This window comes from Pantoea phosphatilytica, assembly GCF_051025615.1.
Taxonomy (GTDB): domain Bacteria; phylum Pseudomonadota; class Gammaproteobacteria; order Enterobacterales; family Enterobacteriaceae; genus Pantoea.
In genome coordinates, this window is sequence record NZ_JBPFDF010000001.1 from 533,884 (window position 1) to 553,504 (window position 19,621).

The 19,621-nt window shown below is 58.0% G+C and carries 15 protein-coding genes; 14 read left to right on the forward strand and 1 reads right to left on the reverse strand.

Annotated elements, in window-relative coordinates; all coding sequences use genetic code 11:
• Positions 1-34: 34 nt before the first annotated feature.
• The 10 genes from cmk (at position 35) to ACR6AS_RS02800 (ending at position 11,376) form a co-directional block, all read left to right on the forward strand.
• Entirely contained in the window at positions 35-721 is a 687-nt protein-coding gene (cmk, locus tag ACR6AS_RS02755; RefSeq protein ID WP_111138811.1) for a (d)CMP kinase, read from the forward strand.
• Between the two features lie 108 nt (positions 722-829).
• Positions 830-2,503 carry a 30S ribosomal protein S1 gene (gene rpsA / locus ACR6AS_RS02760; RefSeq protein WP_003849352.1) on the forward strand — a complete coding sequence of 558 codons (1,674 nt, stop codon included), beginning with the start codon at positions 830-832 and terminating at the stop codon, positions 2,501-2,503.
• An 82-nt stretch (positions 2,504-2,585) separates the two neighbouring features.
• Complete coding sequence (gene ihfB / locus ACR6AS_RS02765; RefSeq protein WP_003849360.1) at positions 2,586-2,870, forward strand: integration host factor subunit beta; 285 nt, start codon at positions 2,586-2,588, stop codon at positions 2,868-2,870.
• 197 nt (positions 2,871-3,067) lie between these two features.
• A complete protein-coding gene (locus ACR6AS_RS02770; protein WP_111138810.1) occupies positions 3,068-5,323 on the forward strand; it encodes a DNA internalization-related competence protein ComEC/Rec2 in 2,256 nt (751 codons plus the stop codon).
• A gap of 34 nt (positions 5,324-5,357) precedes the next feature.
• Positions 5,358-7,106, forward strand: coding sequence for a lipid A ABC transporter ATP-binding protein/permease MsbA (gene msbA / locus ACR6AS_RS02775; protein ID WP_111138809.1), 1,749 nt, complete (start codon positions 5,358-5,360; stop codon positions 7,104-7,106).
• Entirely contained in the window at positions 7,103-8,089 is a 987-nt protein-coding gene (gene lpxK, locus ACR6AS_RS02780) for a tetraacyldisaccharide 4'-kinase (RefSeq protein WP_434161063.1), read from the forward strand. The genes msbA and lpxK overlap by 4 nt, the downstream gene beginning before the upstream one ends.
• Positions 8,090-8,128: 39 nt before the next feature.
• Positions 8,129-9,343 carry a winged helix-turn-helix domain-containing protein gene (locus tag ACR6AS_RS02785; RefSeq protein WP_434161064.1) on the forward strand — a complete coding sequence of 405 codons (1,215 nt, stop codon included), beginning with the start codon at positions 8,129-8,131 and terminating at the stop codon, positions 9,341-9,343.
• Between the two features lie 104 nt (positions 9,344-9,447).
• Positions 9,448-9,630: a Trm112 family protein gene (locus ACR6AS_RS02790; protein WP_009091101.1), complete on the forward strand. Its 183-nt coding sequence runs from the start codon at positions 9,448-9,450 to the stop codon at positions 9,628-9,630.
• On the forward strand, positions 9,627-10,376 hold the full coding sequence (gene kdsB, locus ACR6AS_RS02795) for a 3-deoxy-manno-octulosonate cytidylyltransferase (RefSeq protein ID WP_111138806.1): 750 nt from the start codon (positions 9,627-9,629) through the stop codon (positions 10,374-10,376). The genes ACR6AS_RS02790 and kdsB overlap by 4 nt, the downstream gene beginning before the upstream one ends.
• A gap of 106 nt (positions 10,377-10,482) precedes the next feature.
• Positions 10,483-11,376: a phosphotransferase gene (locus ACR6AS_RS02800; protein ID WP_434161065.1), complete on the forward strand. Its 894-nt coding sequence runs from the start codon at positions 10,483-10,485 to the stop codon at positions 11,374-11,376.
• Here the strand turns inward: ACR6AS_RS02800 and elyC are convergent.
• Positions 11,356-12,141 (reverse strand): envelope biogenesis factor ElyC, encoded by a 786-nt coding sequence (elyC, locus tag ACR6AS_RS02805; RefSeq protein WP_111138804.1) that lies wholly within the window; start codon positions 12,139-12,141, stop codon positions 11,356-11,358. The genes ACR6AS_RS02800 and elyC overlap by 21 nt on opposite strands.
• 125 nt (positions 12,142-12,266) lie before the next feature.
• Between elyC and cmoM the strand changes: the two genes are divergently transcribed.
• Genes cmoM through mukB form a run of 4 tightly spaced genes read left to right on the forward strand, consistent with a single transcriptional unit; the run spans position 12,267 to position 19,561 of the window.
• On the forward strand, positions 12,267-13,052 hold the full coding sequence (gene cmoM / locus ACR6AS_RS02810) for a tRNA uridine 5-oxyacetic acid(34) methyltransferase CmoM (RefSeq protein ID WP_293773903.1): 786 nt from the start codon (positions 12,267-12,269) through the stop codon (positions 13,050-13,052).
• On the forward strand, positions 13,049-14,371 hold the full coding sequence (mukF, locus tag ACR6AS_RS02815) for a chromosome partition protein MukF (RefSeq protein WP_434161067.1): 1,323 nt from the start codon (positions 13,049-13,051) through the stop codon (positions 14,369-14,371). Before cmoM ends, mukF begins: the two co-directional genes overlap by 4 nt.
• Positions 14,352-15,077: a chromosome partition protein MukE gene (gene mukE, locus ACR6AS_RS02820; RefSeq protein WP_111138801.1), complete on the forward strand. Its 726-nt coding sequence runs from the start codon at positions 14,352-14,354 to the stop codon at positions 15,075-15,077. Before mukF ends, mukE begins: the two co-directional genes overlap by 20 nt.
• Positions 15,074-19,561 carry a chromosome partition protein MukB gene (mukB, locus tag ACR6AS_RS02825; RefSeq protein WP_434161070.1) on the forward strand — a complete coding sequence of 1,496 codons (4,488 nt, stop codon included), beginning with the start codon at positions 15,074-15,076 and terminating at the stop codon, positions 19,559-19,561. Before mukE ends, mukB begins: the two co-directional genes overlap by 4 nt.
• Positions 19,562-19,621: the final 60 nt, after the last annotated feature.

Here is a 19,621-nt window from a genome sequence, read left to right on the forward strand (position 1 = left end):
ATGGTCATAAGGCACGCAGCAACAGGAGGGAATAATGACAGTAACTGCCCCGGTCATAACTATTGATGGGCCAAGTGGAGCGGGAAAAGGAACCCTGTGCAAAGCCATGGCGGAATCGCTGCAGTGGCATCTGCTGGACTCCGGTGCGATTTACCGCGTGCTGGCGTTAGCCGCACTGCATCATCAGGTGGATATCGAGTCTGAAGAAGCACTGGTGCCGATTGCAGCGCATCTTGATGTGCGTTTCGTGTCACAAAACGGTGAAATGCAGGTTATCCTCGAAGGCGAAGATGTTACCGGTGAAATCCGCACGCAGGAGGTGAGCAATACCGCTTCCCGCGTAGCCGCTTTTCCGCGGGTGCGTGAGGCGCTGTTGCGCCGTCAGCGTGGTTTCCGTGAAATGCCGGGCCTGATTGCAGATGGTCGTGACATGGGCACCGTGGTTTTTCCGGATGCGCCGGTGAAAATTTTCCTCGATGCCAGCCCGGAAGAGCGTGCTCAGCGCCGTATGCTACAGTTGCAGGATAATGGCTTTAATGTTAACTTTGACCGCCTTTTAGCCGAGATAAAAGAGCGCGACGACCGCGATCGCAATCGCGCAATTGCCCCTTTAGTGGCTGCTGCTGATGCACTGGTGCTGGACTCTACCGCGATGTCTATCGACCAGGTCATTGAAAAAGCACTACATTATGCCCGCGAAAAGCTGGGCATTCCGGCTTAACTGAATTTATCACCCCGTACCACGGACCCGGTGCAGGGCATGTGAAACAACCCCATCCGACATGAAGTCAGATGGACGTTAAATTGAAGAATCCTGAAGATTATCAATATGACTGAATCTTTTGCTCAACTATTTGAAGAATCCTTAAAAACAATCGAAACCCGCCCGGGTTCTATCGTTCGTGGCATCGTCGTTTCTATTGACAAAGATGTCGTTCTGGTTGATGCGGGTCTGAAATCTGAATCTGCAATTCCTGCAGAGCAGTTCAAGAACGCAGCCGGCGAACTGGAAATCCAGGTAGGCGACGAAGTTGATGTTGCTCTGGATGCAGTGGAAGACGGCTTCGGTGAAACCCTGCTGTCCCGTGAGAAAGCGAAGCGCCATGAAGCATGGATCACGCTGGAGAAAGCTTACGAAGACGCTGAAACTGTTACCGGTGTTATCAACGGCAAAGTTAAAGGCGGCTTCACAGTTGAGCTCAACGGTATCCGTGCGTTCCTGCCAGGTTCACTGGTAGATGTGCGCCCGGTGCGCGATACGCTGCACCTGGAAGGCAAAGAGCTTGAGTTCAAAGTGATCAAGCTGGATCAGAAACGCAACAACGTCGTGGTTTCACGTCGTGCGGTTATCGAATCCGAAAACAGCGCAGAGCGCGATCAGCTGCTGGAAAACCTGCAGGAAGGCATGGAAGTTAAAGGTATCGTTAAGAACCTCACTGACTACGGTGCATTCGTTGATCTGGGCGGCGTTGATGGCCTGCTGCACATCACTGACATGGCATGGAAGCGCGTTAAGCATCCTAGCGAAATCGTCAACGTGGGCGACGAAATCACCGTTAAGGTGCTGAAGTTCGACCGCGAGCGTACCCGTGTTTCTCTGGGTCTGAAGCAGCTGGGCGAAGATCCATGGGTGGCTATCGCTAAACGCTATCCGGAAGGCACCCGCCTGACCGGTCGTGTGACCAACCTGACTGATTACGGCTGCTTCGTAGAAATCGAAGAAGGCGTTGAAGGTCTGGTACACGTTTCTGAAATGGACTGGACCAACAAAAACATCCATCCGTCTAAAGTTGTTAACGTAGGCGACGTGGTTGAAGTTATGGTTCTGGACATCGACGAAGAGCGTCGTCGTATCTCCCTGGGTCTGAAGCAGTGCAAATCTAACCCATGGCAGCTGTTCGCTGAGACGCACAACAAAGGCGATCGTGTTGAAGGTAAAATCAAGTCAATCACTGACTTCGGTATCTTCATCGGCCTGGACGGCGGCATCGACGGTCTGGTTCACCTGTCTGACATCTCCTGGAACGCGACTGGCGAAGAAGCCGTTCGTGAGTACAAAAAAGGCGACGAAATCGCTGCCGTTGTACTGCAGGTCGATGCAGAGCGTGAGCGTATCTCTCTGGGCGTTAAACAGCTGGCAGAAGATCCGTTCAACAACTACATCACTCTGAACAAGAAAGGTGCCATCGTCACCGGTAAAGTGACTGCAGTTGACGCTAAAGGTGCTACAGTTGAATTAGCAGACGGCGTTGAGGGTTACCTGCGCGCTTCTGAAGCTTCACTGGATCGCATTGAAGATGCAACTCTGGTTCTGAACGTTGGCGACGACGTTGAAGCTAAGTTCACCGGCGTTGATCGTAAAAACCGTGTCGTAAGCCTGTCTGTCCGTGCGAAAGACCAGGCTGATGAGAAAGAAGCTATCAATACTGTTAACACCAAACAGGAAGAAGGCAATTTCTCCAGCGCCATGGCTGAAGCGTTCAAAGCGGCTAAAGGCGAGTAATCGACCTGAAGCACCGGGTGGGCAACCACCCGGTTTCGGTAAAAGCTGTCATTCATTCCAACAGGGATAAACCGGAGGTTACATGACCAAGTCAGAACTGATTGAAAGACTGGCGGGACAGCATACTCATATACCGGCGAAAGTCGTTGAGGATGCAGTAAAAGAGATGCTGGAGCACATGGCCACTACGCTGGCACAGGGCGAACGTATCGAAATCCGGGGATTCGGCAGTTTTTCTTTGCACTATCGTGCTCCGCGTACTGGACGTAACCCGAAAACGGGTGACAAAGTGGATCTGGAAGGTAAATACGTTCCCCACTTTAAGCCAGGCAAAGAGCTGCGCGATCGCGCAAACATCTACGGCTAAGCTGATACCGAACCAGATAAACGACATCTCCGGATGTCGTTTTTTTTTGCCTGCGATCCACCCTGTGGCCTGATAGCCGTCGCGCGGTCATCCGCAACCTCACTTTTTTTGCGAGGCATCCCGAACCTCCCCGATCCTCTCCTGTTTCTTTTCTGGCCTTTGCGCACAATAGCCGAAGTGAATGATGGGACGCGATTATGCTGACATGGACCGTTCTGGCGCGACTGGCAATCGCTGCCACACTCCCTTTACTGCTGATGCCCAGCCTGCCTTCGGGAGAGGTGATTGGGGCGCTGCTGCTTACAGGCCTGCTATTGCAGCATTCTCCTTATCCATCTATTCGTCTGGTCGCTATCACGCTGCTGTTGGTGGCATGGGCCTGCAACGATGCCCGCCTGATGGTGCGGGATATTGAGCGGCTCTCCGCACGTCCAGCAGCCTTTACGGTTCAGGTCAGTGAGGTTCGCACGGAGCGTAAACAGATTCGGGTTCGTCTGTTAACTGAACAGGAGAAGATGATCTTTCCGCCTCGCTTTGCCTGGATCGGGTTCGACGCTGACCTGGAAAATTACTGCCCGGGTCAGCGCTGGAAGATGCGGCTCACTCTGCGACCGATTCATGCCCGACTTAACGAGGGCGATTTCGATGCGCAGCGTTTTGCACTGGCTAACAATACGCCGCTACAGGGCCGCATTCTCAGCCAGCTTGCGGTCGATGAGCGTTGTGATGGCCGCTGGCGTTTCATTCTGAAGCAGCGTGAGAGAAATCGCGCTACCTCCACACAGGCGACGCTGGAGGCGCTGGCGTTTGGCATCAGGGATGGGATGAGCCCGCAGACGCGCCAGCTTCTGCGGGAAACCGGCACCGCGCATCTGATGGCGATATCCGGCATGCATATCGCGCTGGCCGCCAGCACCGGCTGGCTGATGGCGCGCGGCGTACAATTTTTTCTGCCCGCCCGCTGCATCGGCTATCTCTTTCCTCTTGTCGTGAGCTGGCTGATTGCGGCTCTCTATACCTGGCTTTCAGGTGCACAGCCTCCCGCTGAACGCTCGCTGCTGGCTCTGTCGCTGTGGGCGCTCACCCGGTTTGCCGGCGTTCAGCTGAACAGCTGGCAGGTCTGGACGTTCTGTATTGCGCTGCTGCTGGTGACGGATCCTTTAACGGTACTCTCCGACAGCTTCTGGCTCTCGGTGCTGGCTGTCGGCATGCTGCTGATCTGGTATCACTGGTTTCCGCTGCCGGCAGCGTTCCGTTTTCAGCGGCGCTGGCTGCCCCTGCAACTGCTGCATCTGCAGGCAGGCATGATGATTTTGATGGTGCCGCTGCAGGTGGCGATTTTTAACGGCATCAGCCTGACCGCGCTGGTGGCGAATGTTGTTGCGATTCCGATTGTCTCATTTCTCACCATGCCGCTGGTCACGCTCGCCATACTGATGCCGCTTGCTTCTCTGTCGGCTTTCTTCTGGCAGGCCGCCGATTACTCGCTGCGCGCCCTGTTTTATTGTCTGACACTACTGCCCGACGGATGGTGGCCGCTGAATGGCACCACCTGGTTTGCGGTGATGGTATGGGGCGGGCTGATTCTCTGGCGTGCGCAGCTCTTCTTTTCTCTGCCGTTCAGCAGTGGTGCGCTGGCGCTGTCAATGATACTGAGCCGCCAGCCCACGGCAGAGCAGGGCTGGCGAATCGACATGCTGGATATCGGCCACGGCCTGAGCCTGGTGATCAGCCAGGGCAATGAGGCCGTGATGTATGACACCGGCCCACGCTGGGAGAATGATAATGCGGGCAGCCGGATTATCGTTCCGTGGCTGGATCGCAGGCAGTTACGGTTAAAGCAGATCATCCTGAGTCATAAACATCTGGATCATACCGGCGGGCTGGCGGCGATCACGCAACGCTGGCCAGGCGCGCAGATCAGAAGTGCATTGGGAGAAAAGACGCATCTGCCCTGTGTGCGCGGCACCCGGTGGCAGTGGCAGCAGCTCAGTTTCCGGGTGGTCTGGCCGCTGACGGCTGCCGGGGCGGGCGATAATAACGACTCCTGTGTCATCATTGTCGATGATGGCCGGGTCCGGCTGATGCTGACCGGGGATATTGAGGCGAAAGCGGAGCGTCAGCTGGTCGCGCTGGAGAAGCAGGCGCTGAAGGTCGATATTCTGCAGGTCCCGCACCACGGCAGCCGCACTTCATCCACTTCGCTGCTGCTGCGCAAGACGGCAGGCCACACCGCTCTTGCCTCTCTGGCGCGTTACAATGCCTGGCGAATGCCAGCGAAAGGGGTGCTGGAAAACTACAGAAGGGCCGGTTTTCGCTGGCTGGATACCGGGCAGTCCGGGCAAATCACGCTCCGGATAGCGCAGGGCAGAGTGCAGATTTTTAGCCTGCGGGAACAATTAATGCCCCGCTGGTATCATCAGTGGTTTGGCGTCAAACGCGAATCCAGGTAGAATGGCCGGCTATTTCCAACAGCGTGAATAAATAATGCATCAAGATAAAGATCTCTCTACGTGGCAGACGTTTCGCCGACTCTGGCCGATGATCGCGCCTAATAAAGCGGGATTGATTGTGGCCTCGGTCGCCCTGATTATTAATGCTGCGGGCGACGCCTTAATGCTCTCCCTGTTGAAACCGTTACTGGACGATGGCTTTGGTAAAGCAGACAGGTCGGTGATGCTGTGGATGCCGTTAGTGGTAATTGGCCTGATGCTGGTTCGCGGCGTAACCAGTTATGTCTCCAGCTACTGCATCTCCTGGGTCTCTGGCAATGTCGTGATGAACATCCGCCGTCGGCTGTTCAGCCATATGATGGGCATGCCGGTGTCGTTTTTTGACCAGCAGTCCACCGGGACCCTGCTGTCACGCATTACTTACGACTCTGAGCAGGTCGCCTCATCCTCTTCCGGCGCACTGGTCACCGTAGTGCGTGAAGGGGCCTCCATCATTGGCCTGTTTATCATGATGTTCTACTACAGCTGGCAGCTGTCGTTAATCCTGATTGTTCTGGCGCCCATCGTCTCATTTGCCATACGCACCGTCTCTAAACGCTTCCGCTCAATCAGCAAAAGCATGCAGAACACCATGGGACAGGTCACGACCAGCGCCGAACAGATGCTGAAAGGACATAAAGAGGTGCTGATCTTTGGCGGTCAGGAGATTGAAACGGAACGTTTCTCCCGCGTCAGTAACCGTATGCGTCAGCAGGGTATGAAGCTGGTTTCGGCATCCTCCATCTCCGATCCGGTTATTCAGCTGATTGCTTCGCTGGCGCTGGCGTTCGTACTCTACGCCGCCAGCTTCCCCAGCGTCATGGATACCCTGACCGCCGGTACGATCACCGTCGTCTTCTCCTCAATGATCGCGCTGATGCGACCGCTGAAATCCCTGACCAACGTCAATGCGCAGTTCCAGCGTGGCATGGCGGCCTGTCAGACCCTGTTCTCTATTCTGGACAGCGAGCAGGAAGTGGACAACGGTACGCGCGAAATAACCCGTGCGAAAGGGGATATCGAATTCCGCGATGTGACCTTTACCTATCCGGGCCGCGACATACCGGCGCTGCGCAATATTAACCTGTCGCTGCCGGCAGGCAAGACGGTGGCGCTGGTGGGCCGTTCCGGTTCCGGTAAATCGACGATGGCAAGCCTGCTGACCCGTTTTTATGACATTCAGGCGGGAGAGATCCTGCTGGACGGTCACGATCTGCGTGAGTACAGCCTGCGCTCGCTGCGTAATCAGGTCGCCCTGGTGTCGCAGAATGTCCATCTCTTCAACGATACCATCGCCAATAACATCGCGTATGCGCGCAGTGAGCAATACAGCCGTGAAGAGATCGAGCGGGCGGCCACTATGGCGCATGCCATGGACTTCATCAACAAGATGGACAAAGGTCTGGACACCGTGATCGGTGAGAATGGCGTGCTGTTGTCCGGCGGTCAGCGTCAGCGTATTGCGATTGCCCGTGCGCTGCTGCGTGATTGCCCTATCCTGATCCTGGATGAAGCTACCTCTGCGCTGGATACGGAGTCGGAACGTGCCATCCAGTCGGCACTGGATGAGTTGCAGAAGAACCGCACCTCCCTGGTGATTGCGCACCGGCTCTCCACGATTGAAAAAGCGGATGAGATCGTGGTGATCGAAGATGGTCAGATTGTCGAACGTGGCACGCATCAGGCGCTGCTGGAAGAGCGCGGTGCTTATGCCCAGCTGCACAAGATGCAATTCGGCCAATGATTGAACGTATCTGGAGCGGTCGCTCACCGCTGTGGCTGCTGCTGTGGCCCTTCAGCCTGCTCTATGGGGCGATCACGGCTCTGATACGGCTTAGTTACCGGCGCGGCTGGCGTAAAAGCTGGCGCGCGCCGCTGCCGGTGGTGGTGGTAGGAAACTTAACGGCAGGGGGCAATGGCAAAACGCCGGTCGTGATCTGGCTGGTCGACGCGTTGCAACAGCGCGGTCTGCGCGTGGGCGTCGTCTCACGAGGCTATGGCGGCAGGGCAGAACACTATCCTTTACTGGTCACCGCGCAAACCAGCACGAAACAGGCCGGGGACGAACCGGTCCTGATCGCCCAGCGCACTGCGGCCCCGGTTGCGGTTGCCCCGAAACGGCGACAGGCGATAGAGGCATTACTGGCGCAGGGCCCGCTGGATTTGATTATTACGGACGACGGCCTGCAGCATTATGCTTTGCAGCGCGATCGGGAAATTGTGGTGGTGGACGGTGTGCGTCGCTTCGGGAACGGCTGGTGGTTGCCTGCCGGACCGATGCGCGAACGTGCCGACCGACTGCGGCAGGTCGATGCTGTGATCGTCAACGGAGGCGAAGCGCAGCCTGGCGAGATCACCATGCAGCTTCAGCCCGGCCTGGCCACCAACCTGCTGACCGGTGAAACCCGTCCGCCTGAAGAACTCGGAGAAGTGGTGGCAATGGCCGGGATCGGTCATCCTCCCCGTTTCTTCACCACGCTGAAACAGCAGGGCATAACGCCGGTGGCCGAGATCGCCTTTGCCGATCATCACGCCTACAGTAAAGAAGAGCTGACCCGACTGGTGCAGCCCAGCCAGGAGTTGCTGATGACTGAAAAAGACGCGGTGAAATGCCGCGACTTTGCTCAGCCAGAGTGGTGGTATCTGCCGGTCGATGCCCGTTTAACCGGCAACGCCGTCACACCGCTGCTGGACGATATCGAACAACTCTGCCGCCGTCAGCCCTGACGGCGTCACCCATTCAGGTAACGCCTGATAAGGAAGAGGATGAACACCCCGCATTCACTTTCGTTACAACAGGCACGTCACCTTCATCTCGCCGCGCAGGGCCTGCTGCGTCCGCCGGCAAAGCGTGCGGTTTATCAGGATCTGATTGACTGCATCTCCCGCATGTCGCTGCTGCAAATTGACACGATTCATGTGGTGGCCCGCAGCCCCTATCTGGTCCTCTTCAGTCGTCTGGGAGACTATCCTCAAGCCTGGCTCGAACAGGCGCTGGCCCAGGGTGAGATTTTTGAGTACTGGGCACACGAAGCCTGTTTTATTCCCCGGTCTGATTACAGGCTGCTGCGTCATCGTATGTTGTCACCGGAACGTCTGGGGTGGAAATATAATGCGCAGTGGGTTGCCGAACATCAACAGGAGATAGCGGAATTACTGCAACAGATCAGGGATAACGGCCCGGTGCGCGCCGCCGACTTCACCCGGACGGTTAAGACGCCAGCGGGATGGTGGGCATGGAAACCGCACAAGCGTCATCTGGAAAACCTCTTCAGCGCCGGTGAACTGATGGTCGCCGAACGCCGCAATTTCCAGCGCGTCTACGTTCTGCGCAGCCGCGTAATGCCAGAGTGGCAGGATGCGAAACATGGCATCAGCGAGGCCGAAGCAACCCGTCAGATGCTGCTGAACAGTGCCCGCAGCTTAGGGGTTTTCCGCGCGGCCTGGCTGGCCGATTACTATCGCCTGAAACGGACCCCCGTGAACGCTTTTATCGCGGAGGCCGAAGCGGCGGGCGAGCTGGTCGCCGTTAATACCCAGAAGCTGGGTGCGATGTGGCTGCATCGTGACCTTCTGCCGCTGCTGGAAACGCCTCTGCAGGCGACGCACAGTGCGCTGCTGTCGCCGTTTGATCCGGTCGTATGGGATCGGAAACGCGCGCTGGAACTGTTTGGCTTTGACTACCGTATCGAGTGTTACACCCCGGCTGAAAAGCGCAAATTTGGCTATTTCGTTTTGCCTCTCCTTCATCGCGGCGAGATAAAAGGGCGGCTCGATGCCCGCATGGTGCGCCAGGCCAGACAGCTGGAGATTAAAAACATCTGGCTTGAAGAGGAGACGCGCGTTACGGCACGCTTTGGCACCGACATCCGGCGGGCCATTGAACGCTTTGCGGCCTGGCAGGGGGCGGAGAGCGTCACGCTCCTGCAGATGCCCGATTCACTAAAAGAACACTGGCCCGCGCACTGGACGCTGAGGTGAGCGTTTTTACGGCGGCCGCCGCCGAAGACGTTTTCCCCCATCCCGCCTGCGTCACGCTATGGTATGCTTGAGCTCTCAAGCATTCGGTCCCTGATGGAGGACATATGGATCATCGTTTACTCGAAATCGTTGCCTGCCCGGTTTGTAATGGCAAACTCTACTTCAACAATGCTCAGCAGGAGCTGATCTGCAAACCTGACGGCCTGGCCTTCCCGGTCAGAGAGGGCATTCCGGTGCTGCTGGAAACGGAAGCGCGCACCCTCTCTGTTGAAGAGATTCATCCATGAGTTTTACCGCCATCATCCCGGCGCGTTATGCCTCAACCCGCCTGCCTGGCAAGCCCCTGCTCGACATTCACGGTAAACCGATGGTGGTGCATGTGATGGAGCGTGCCCGCGAATCGGGCGCCAGCCGGGTCATTGTCGCGACCGATCATCCTGACGTGGCGCAGGCAGTGGAAGCGGCAGGCGGCGAAGTCTGCATGACGCGCGTCGATCACCAGTCCGGCACAGAGCGGCTGGCCGAAGTGGTCGAAAAATATCAGTTTGCCGACGATGAAATCATCGTCAACGTTCAGGGCGACGAGCCGATGATCCCGGCTGAGATTGTGCGGCAGGTGGCCACCAACCTGGCGGGATCCTCGGCCGGCATGGCGACGCTGGCCGTACCGATCACCGATGCCGAAGAGGCCTTTAATCCTAACGCGGTGAAAGTCGTGATGGATGAGAAAGGTTACGCGCTCTACTTCTCACGGGCGACCATTCCCTGGGATCGTGAGCGTTACGCCGCCTCGCGCGAACAGATCGGCGATACGCTGCTGCGCCACATTGGCATCTACGCCTATCGTGCCGGTTTTATCCGGCGCTACGTCGCCTGGGCGCCCTGTCCTCTGGAGCAGATTGAGCTGCTGGAGCAGCTGCGTGTGCTGTGGTATGGCGAAAAAATCCATGTTGCCGTAGCGAAAGCGATCCCCAGCGTCGGCGTTGATACGCCAGAGGATCTGCAACGCGTCCGCGAGGCGATGCAATCCTGAAAACCGGGGAGCCCGTCTCCCCGCTTCAGTGCAGAATTTTTGATCCGCCGCTAAACGCCCGACCTTCCTTCAGGATAGTGTGATCTTCATCTGAGGAGGATGCCGTATGGAACAACTCAAAACGGAACTCACGCTGGCGCTGGGTGAAACCATCAGCCGCCTCGAAGTTATCAGCGAACATCCGCCAACCCGGCTTTATGCGCTCTACGATCGGGAAGGGCGTCCGATGCCCGTGGTGGCCAGATATTTTCGTCATCAGGGCCGGGCGGCGATGGAAGCCAGAAAGCTGGCGCTGCTGGGGCAGGCCGGGCTGATCGCCGTGCCCGCCGTCTATGGTCTGGTGATGAGCCAGCGGCCACCCGTTCATGAAATGCTTCTGCTGGCGCGGCTGGATGGCGTGACGGCGGAAGCGCCTGCGCGGAATGCCGGACGCTGGGATCAGTTCTGCGAACAGGTGGTCGAGGGGCTGCTGGCCTGGCACCGCCTCGACAGTCACGGCCTGGTGGGAACGGTAGACAGCACGCAGCAGAATCGCTGGCCCGCCTGGTATGCGCAGCGGGTGGAGGTATTGTGGGCCACGCTGGGCTACCTGCGGCCGCCCGCCTTCACGCTGGAGGATCGGCAGGTGCTGTTTCGCTGCCGGGCACGGCTGGCGCATCTGTTCCGCGACTTCGACGATCCCTGCGTGATGGTGCACGGCAACGTACGGCTGCAGAGTATGCTGAAAAGCAGCCGCAGCGATCAGTTAATTGCAATGACGCAGCCGGGCACGATCCTCTGGGCGCCGCGTGAATATGATCTGATTCACCTGGGCGACTCGCCCGCCGAAACGGCGCTGCTGCACGCTTATTTGCAGCGGGCACCGGTTTCCGAGGGCTTTCTCTGGCGGCGATGGCTCTATCAGCTCTGGGACTGCATCGATCAGATGATTCAGACCGGTCTTTTCGATCGTGCCCGTTTCGACCACGCGCGGGCGCAGCTACTGCCCTGGCTCGGTTGAGCCGACGTTTTCGCCTCTGAGCCGCTGCAGCAGCGTGCCCAGTGTTTCATAGACGGCCCGTTCACTGTGACTCAGCCAGATTGACGAGGGAATAGCCCGTTCCCATCCATTCAGGGGGGACGTAATCGCCAGCTGATTGGCGGGCGCGGCGATTGGCTGCAGCCCGACCGCGTGGAAAAAGCGGATGGCCCGCGGCATATGGTTCGCGGAGGTGACCAGCAGGAATGGGCGTCCACCCACCACCTCTTTTACCGCCCGGGCTTCATCCGCCGTGTCGCGCGGCTGATCGAGAATCTGAATATGTTCGCGGGCAACGCCCAGACTCTCCGCCACCTGCGCGGCCACCCAGGCGCTGCTTCTGGGATTGGTGCCACCGGCGGCGCCGGTAAAGATCAGGGTGGCCTGCGGATTTCGCTGCCACTGGCGGATGCCCTCCGCCACGCGCGGCAGGCTGTTATTGAGCAGGTTCGAGCTGGGTGCCCAGGCCGGGTTAAACGTATAGCCCCCGCCGAGCACCACAATGTAATCGACCTTCGCTGTACCATTCCAGGTCGGATAGCGGCTGTCCAGCGGCAGCAGCAGACGATCGGCCAGCGGTTGCAGGCTCAGCAGCAGCATGAGCAGCCAGCTGACGGAGATCACGGTTTTGCCGCTTTTCTGCCAGCCAGTAAACCAAAGCAGTAAAATGCCCAGCGCCATCAGCGAAAGCAGCAGCGGCAGGGGTAAAAGCAGCCCGCCAATGACTTTTTTCAGGGTAAATAACATCAAAAACGCGTCCTGTTGTCCGAAAATAGAGCACCCGGAAGGGAAGATGGGGATGAAAGGTTCATTCTTCTGGTGCCTGTGACAAAATAGCACAAGTCTCACCGCAGCATACCGGAGCGCATGCCATGCAGGATCGTAACTTTGACGATCTCGCGGATAAATTTTCGCAAAATATTTACGGCACCACGAAAGGGCGAATACGCCAGGCCATCCTCTGGGACGAGCTGGAAAAGATCGTGCCCAGCCTCTCTTCATCCCCGCTCACCGTGCTGGATGCAGGCGGCGGTGTGGGGCAGGTCTCCAGTGGCCTCGCCGCGCAGGGGCATCAGGTTCTGTTGTGCGATCTCTCTGGCGAAATGCTGCGCCGGGCCGAAGAAAATGCCGCAGCACAGGGTGTGAGCCACAACATGCAATTCAGACAAATCAGCGCTCAGCAGGTGGGCGAACATTTGGATAAGCCGGTGGATCTGGTATTGTTCCACGCTGTGCTTGAGTGGGTCGCTGAACCGGAGGCAGTGCTGAAGGCGCTGTTTGATTCGCTGCGTCCGGGCGGCGTTATGTCGCTGATGTTTTACAATCTGCACGGCCTGACACTGCGCACCCTGACGCTGGGAAACTTCGGCTATCTGCGCACGAATCTGACCAAACGCAAAAAGCGCACGCTGTCGCCTGATTATCCGCGCGACCCCGAACAGGTCTACCGCTGGCTTGAAGCGTGTGGCTTTGTGATTGAGCAGCGCGCCGGTATCCGGGTGTTCAGCGACTATATGAAGCCGCCCAAAGGCGAGCCGAAAAGCGACGATGAAATCATTGAGATGGAGCGGCGTTACTGCCGTCAGGAACCCTTTTTGAGCTTAGGGCGTTACATTCACGTAACCGCGCGTAAACCCGGGCAGAAGGACGAATTATGAGTGAATTTTCCCAGACGGTACCTGAACTGGTCTCCTGGGCGCGCAAAAATGACTTTTCTCTTGCGCTGCCGGTGGAACGTCTGGCCTTTTTGCTGGCTATCGCCACCCTCAACGGTGAGCGAATGGATGGCGAAATGAGCGAGGGCGATCTGATCGATGCTTTTCGCCACGTCAGTAAAGCTTTCGAACAAACCCATGAAACTGTGCTGGTCCGTGCCAACAACGCCATCAACGACATGGTGCGACAGCGTCTGCTCAACCGTTTTACCAGCGAGCTGACCGAAGGCAACGCCATCTATCGTCTGACGCCACTGGCAATCGGCATCACTGACTACTACATCCGCCAGCGTGAGTTTTCAACGCTGCGCCTGTCGATGCAGCTTTCGATTGTCGCCAGTGAGCTGAAACGGGCCGCCGATGCCGCTCAGGAAAATGGCGATGAGTTTCACTGGCACCGCAACGTTTTCGCGCCGCTGAAATATTCTGTGGCGGAGATCTTCGACAGCATTGATATGACCCAGCGTCTGATGGATGAACAGCAGCAGGCGGTGAAAAACGACATCGCCGAACTGCTGAACAAAGACTGGCGCGCGGCTATCTCCAGCTGCGAAATGCTGCTCTCTGAAACGTCCGGCACGCTGCGTGAACTGCGGGATACGCTGGAAGCGGCAGGGGACAAACTTCAGGAAAATCTGCTGCGCATTCAGGATGCCACGCTGGACAGTCCCGATCTGGGCTTCGTCGATAAGCTGGTGTTTGATCTGCAAAGCAAGCTCGACCGTATCACCAGCTGGGGCCAGCAGGCGATCGACCTGTGGATCGGCTATGACCGTCATGTCCATAAATTTATCCGTACCGCCATCGACATGGATAAAAACCGCGTCTTTGCGCAGCGTCTGCGGGTCTCGGTGCAGAACTACTTCGATTCCCCCTGGGCACTGACCTACGCCAACGCCGACCGCCTGTATGACATGCGTGACGAGGCGCTGACGCTGCGGAATGATGAAGTCATGGGCGAACTGCCGCCGGAGATGGAGTACGAAGAGATCAATGAAATTCGCGAACAGCTGGCAGCGATGATCGAAGAGGCGCTGCAGGTCTATAAAGCGCAACAGAAACCGCTCAACCTCGCGTCAGTGATGCGTGACTACCTGGCTCAGTACCCACGCGCCCGCCATTTCGATCTGGCGCGGATTGTGGTCGACCAGGCGGTGCGTCTCGGCGTAGCGGAAGCTGATTTAGCCGGTTTGCCTGTGGAATGGCAAGCCATCAATGATTACGGAGCCAAGGTGCAGGCACATGTCATCGACAAATATTGAACAAGTGATGCCGGTTAAACTGGCACAGGCACTGGCCAACCCGATTTTCCCAGCGCTGGACAGTCAGTTACGCGCCGGACGTCATATCGGTATCGAAGAGCTGGATAACCACGCTTTTCTGATGGATTACCAGTCATACCTCGAAGAGTTTTACACCCGCTATCACGTTGAGTTAATTCGTGCTCCGGAAGGGTTTTTCTATCTGCGTCCGCGTTCAACCACGCTGATCCCGCGTTCGGTACTCTCTGAGCTGGATATGATGGTCGGCAAGATCCTCTGCTACCTCTATCTCAGCCCGGAAAGGCTGGCCAATGAGGGGATCTTCACCCAGCAGGAGCTGTATGACGAACTGCTCTCTCTGGCCGACGAGAACCGTCTGCTGAAGCTGGTCAATCAGCGTTCGACAGGATCCGATCTGGACCGCACCAAACTGCAGGAGAAAGTGCGCGCTTCCCTGAGCCGCCTGCGTCGCCTGGGCATGGTGTGGTTTTTCGGCAACGACAGCAGCAAATTCCGCATCACCGAATCGGTGTTTCGTTTTGGTGCCGACGTGCGCGGCGGCGATGACGCGCGTGAAGCGCAGCTTCGCCTGATTCGGGATGGCGAAGCCATGCTACTGGAAAACGCGACAGCAGCGGTCGACACCGACGAAGGTGAAGGGCAGGAAAGCGACGCGAGTGAGAACGCAGAGGAAGAACAGGCATGATTGAGCGCGGAAAATTTCGTTCGCTTACGCTGATCAACTGGAACGGCTTTTTTGCCCGTACCTTTGATCTTGATGAATTAGTCACCACGCTGTCCGGCGGTAACGGTGCAGGCAAGTCCACCACGATGGCCGCCTTCGTGACGGCGCTGATCCCCGATTTGACGCTGCTGCACTTCCGTAATACCACCGAAGCGGGCGCCACCTCCGGCTCCCGCGACAAAGGTCTGCACGGTAAACTGCGCGCCGGGGTCTGCTACTCGATGCTGGATGTGGTTAACTCACGTCATCAGCGTGTGGTGGTCGGCGTCCGCCTGCAGCAGGTGGCGGGACGCGATAAAAAGGTCGATATCAAGCCCTTCAGTATTCACGGCCTGCCCACCGACACCAATCCGACCGACATGCTGACGGAGGTGCTTAACAGCCGTCAGGCGCGCGTACTGCCGCTGAACGAGGTCAAAGAGCGCGTCGAGGCGCAGGAGGGCGTGCAGTTCCGCGCCTATAACTCCGTCACTGACTATCACGCCATGATGTTTGATCTCGGCGTGGTGCCGCGTCGTCTGCGCTCTGCCAGCGATCGCAGCAAGTTCTATCGCCTGATTGAAGCCTCGCTCTATGGCGGGATCTCCAGCGCCATCACCCGATCGCTGCGTGACTACCTGCTGCCTGAAAACAGCGGGGTGCGCAAAGCGTTCCAGGATATGGAAGCCGCGCTGCGCGAGAACCGCATGACGCTGGAAGCGATTCGCGTGACGCAGTCTGACCGCGATCTTTTCAAGCACCTGATCTCCGAGGCGACCAGCTACGTCTCAGCGGACTATATGCGTCACGCCAACGAGCGACGGGGGCACCTCGACAGCGCGCTGCAGCTGCGCAACGAGCTGTTCAGCAGCCGCAAGCAGCTGGCAACCGAACAGTATCGTCACGTTGAGATGGCGCGCGAACTGGCTGAGCACAGCGGCGCAGAAAACGATCTTGAAGTCGATTATCAGGCCGCCAGCGACCACCTGAACCTGGTGCAGACCGCGATGCGTCAGCAGGAGAAGATTGAACGTTACGACGCGGATATCGAAGATCTGACCCTGCGGCTGGAAGAGCAGACCGAAGTGGTCGCCGAAGCGCGCGAAATTCAGGAAGAGAACGAAGCCCGCGCCGAAGCAGCCGAGCTGGAAGTGGATGAGCTGAAAAGCCAGCTGGCCGATTTCCAGCAGGCGCTCGATGTGCAGCAGACCCGTGCTATCCAGTATCAGCAGGCCTTGCAGGCGCTGGAGCGCGCCCGGACGCTCTGTCAGCTGCCCGAACTGAACATTGATAATGCGGCAGAGTGGCAGGAGAGCTTCCAGGCTAAAGAGGAAGAGGCGACAGAACGTCTGCTCCATCTGGAACAGAAGCTGAGCGTGGCGGAAGCGGCGCACAGTCAGTTTGAGCAGGCGCTGGCGCTGGTCACCAGCATCGCCGGTGACGTGACGCGACAGGATGCGTGGCAGATCGGCCGCGAACTGCTGCGCGATGCGAGCAATCAGCGTCACCACGCCGAGCAGCTCTCGTCGCTGCGTCTGCGTCTTAATGAACTGGAACAGCGTCTGCGCGAGCAGCATGAGGCGGAGCGTCTGCTGGCCGAGTTCTGCAAGCGTCAGGGACAGCACTACGAACCCGATGCGCTGGCGGATCTGCAGCAGGAGCTGGAAGCCCGGATCGAGCAGCTGAACAGCAGCGTGTCGGACGCCGGTGAACAGCGCATGAAGATGCGTCAGGAGCTGGAGCAGCTGCGTGAGCGCATCACCAGCCTGACCGCCCGTGCCCCTCACTGGCTGGCGGCGCAGGAGATCCTGACGCAGCTCAGTGAGCAGACCGGTCAGGCGCTCAGCAGCAGCCAGGATGTCACCGAATATATGCAGCAGCTGCTGGAGCGTGAGCGTGAAACCACCGTCGAACGCGACGAAGTGGCTGCCAGCAAACGCGATATTGAGCAGCAGATTGAGCGACTGAGCCAGCCAGGCGGTGCGGAAGATGCGCGTCTGACCCAGCTGGCCGAACGGTTTGGCGGCGTTCTGCTCTCTGAAATTTATGATGATGTGACACTGGATGATGCGCCTTACTTCTCGGCGCTTTACGGTCCGTCGCGTCATGCGATTGTGGTGCCCGATCTCTCGCAGGTGCGCGAGATGCTGGACGGGCTGGAAGAGTGCCCGGAAGATCTCTATCTGATCGAAGGGGATCCGCAGTCGTTCGATGACAGCGTTTTCAGCGTCGATGAGCTGCAGAATGCCGTTGTCGTGAAGGTCGCGGATCGTCAGTGGCGCTACTCGCGCTTCCCGAAAATACCGCTGTTTGGCCGCGCAGCGCGTGAGAATCAGCTTGAGCAGCTGCACCTTGAGCGCGACAAACTGGCTGAACGCTACGCTACGCTGTCGTTTGATGTGCAGAAAACCCAGCGTCTGCATCAATCCTTCAGCCGCTTTATCGGTTCACATCTGGCTGTCGCCTTTGATGACGATCCGGAAGCGCAGATCCGTCAGCTGGGCGCGCGGCGGGGCGAGCTGGAGCGGGCGCTGAATCAGCATGAAAGCAACAACCAGCAGCAGCGTCAGCAGTATGAGCAGGCGAAAGAGGGCGTGTCGCAGTTAAACCGTCTGCTGCCTCGCGTTAATCTGCTGCTGGACGATACCCTGGCCGACCGCTGCGAAGAGATCCGTGAGCAGGTCAATGCCGCGCAGGACGCGGCGCGCTTCCTGCATCAGCATGGCGCTAAGCTGGCGAAACTTGAACCGATCCTCGCCGTATTGCAGAGCGATCCGGAGCAGCATGAGCAGCTTCAGGCCGATTATCAGCAGGCGCAGCAGCAGCAGCGCAGCGCACGTCAGCAGGCCTTTGCCCTGACCGAAGTGGTACAGCGCCGAGCACACTTCAGCTATGAAGACTCTGCGGGCATGCTCAACGGCAACAACGATCTCAGCGATAAGCTGCGCCAGCGTCTGGAACAGGCGGAAAGCGAACGCAGCCGCTGTCGCGATCGCCTGCGGGAACATCAGGCCCAGCTGACGCAGTTCACTCAGGTGCTCGCCTCGCTGAAGAGCGCCTGGGATGCCAAACGCGACATGCTGAAGGAGTTGCAGCAGGAGATGCAGGATATCGGCGTTCAGGCCGATAGCAGCGCAGAAGCCCGTGCACGCGTACGTCGTGATGAGCTTTACACGGCCCTGAGCCACAACCGTGCCCGCCGCAATCAGCTGGAAAAACAGCTGACCTTCTGTGAAGCGGAGATGGACAACCTGCAGAAGCGACTGCGTCAGCTGGAGCGAAATTATCATCAGGTACGTGAGCAGGTGGTCAGCGCGAAAGCGGGCTGGTGTACCGTGCTGCGTCTGGTCAAAGAGAATGGGGTGGAGCGCCGTCTGCATCGACGCGAACTGGCCTATCTGAGCGGCGATGAGCTGCGTTCGATGTCCGATAAAGCACTGGGTGCGCTGCGTCTGGCGGTGGCGGACAACGAACATCTGCGGGATGTGCTGCGGCTGTCGGAAGATCCCAAACGTCCGGAACGTAAAATTCAGTTCTTTATTGCGGTCTACCAGCATCTGCGCGAGCGTATCCGTCAGGATATTATTCGCACGGACGATCCGGTGGAAGCGATCGAACAGATGGAAATTGAGCTGAACCGGCTGACGGAAGAGCTGACTGCGCGTGAGCAGACGCTGGCGATCAGCTCCCGCAGTGCGGCGAATATCATCCGTAAGACCATCCAGCGTGAGCAGAACCGTATCCGCCAGCTTAACCAGGGCCTGCAGACCGTCAGCTTTGGTCAGGTTCGCAGCGTGCGGCTCAACGTGAACGTGCGTGAAACCCATTCAATGCTGCTGGACACCCTCTCGGAAGAGCATGAACAGCATCAGGATCTGTTTAACAGCAACCGCCTGACCTTCTCGGAGGCGCTGGCGAAACTTTATCAGCGCCTGAATCCGCATATCGACATGGGACAGCGCACGCCGCAGACCATCGGTGAAGAGCTGCTGGACTACCGCAACTATCTGGAGATGGAAGTGGAAGTGAACCGTGGGTCGGATGGCTGGCTGCGGGCAGAGAGCGGCGCGCTGTCAACCGGTGAGGCGATCGGTACCGGTATGTCTATCCTGGTGATGGTAGTACAGAGCTGGGAGGAGGAGTCACGTCGTCTGCGCGGCAAAGATATATCGCCATGCCGTCTGCTGTTCCTCGATGAGGCAGCCCGTCTGGATGCCCGCTCCATCGCCACGCTGTTCGAGCTGTGCGAGCGACTGGAGATGCAGCTGGTGATTGCCGCGCCAGAAAACATCAGCCCGGAGAAAGGCACGACCTATAAGCTGGTGCGTAAAGTGTTCAATAATACCGAGCACGTCCATGTGGTCGGGCTGCGCGGTTTTGCCGCCGATCCCTCACCGGTGCGGCCAGGCAGCGACGCGGATGCGCTGCCTGATTTAACTGCTGAAAATTCCCAGGCAGAGACGTAGTCAAAAACTGAACCATTGGTTAATCTGGTTACGGCATTTGTCACAGAAGGCAAATGCCGT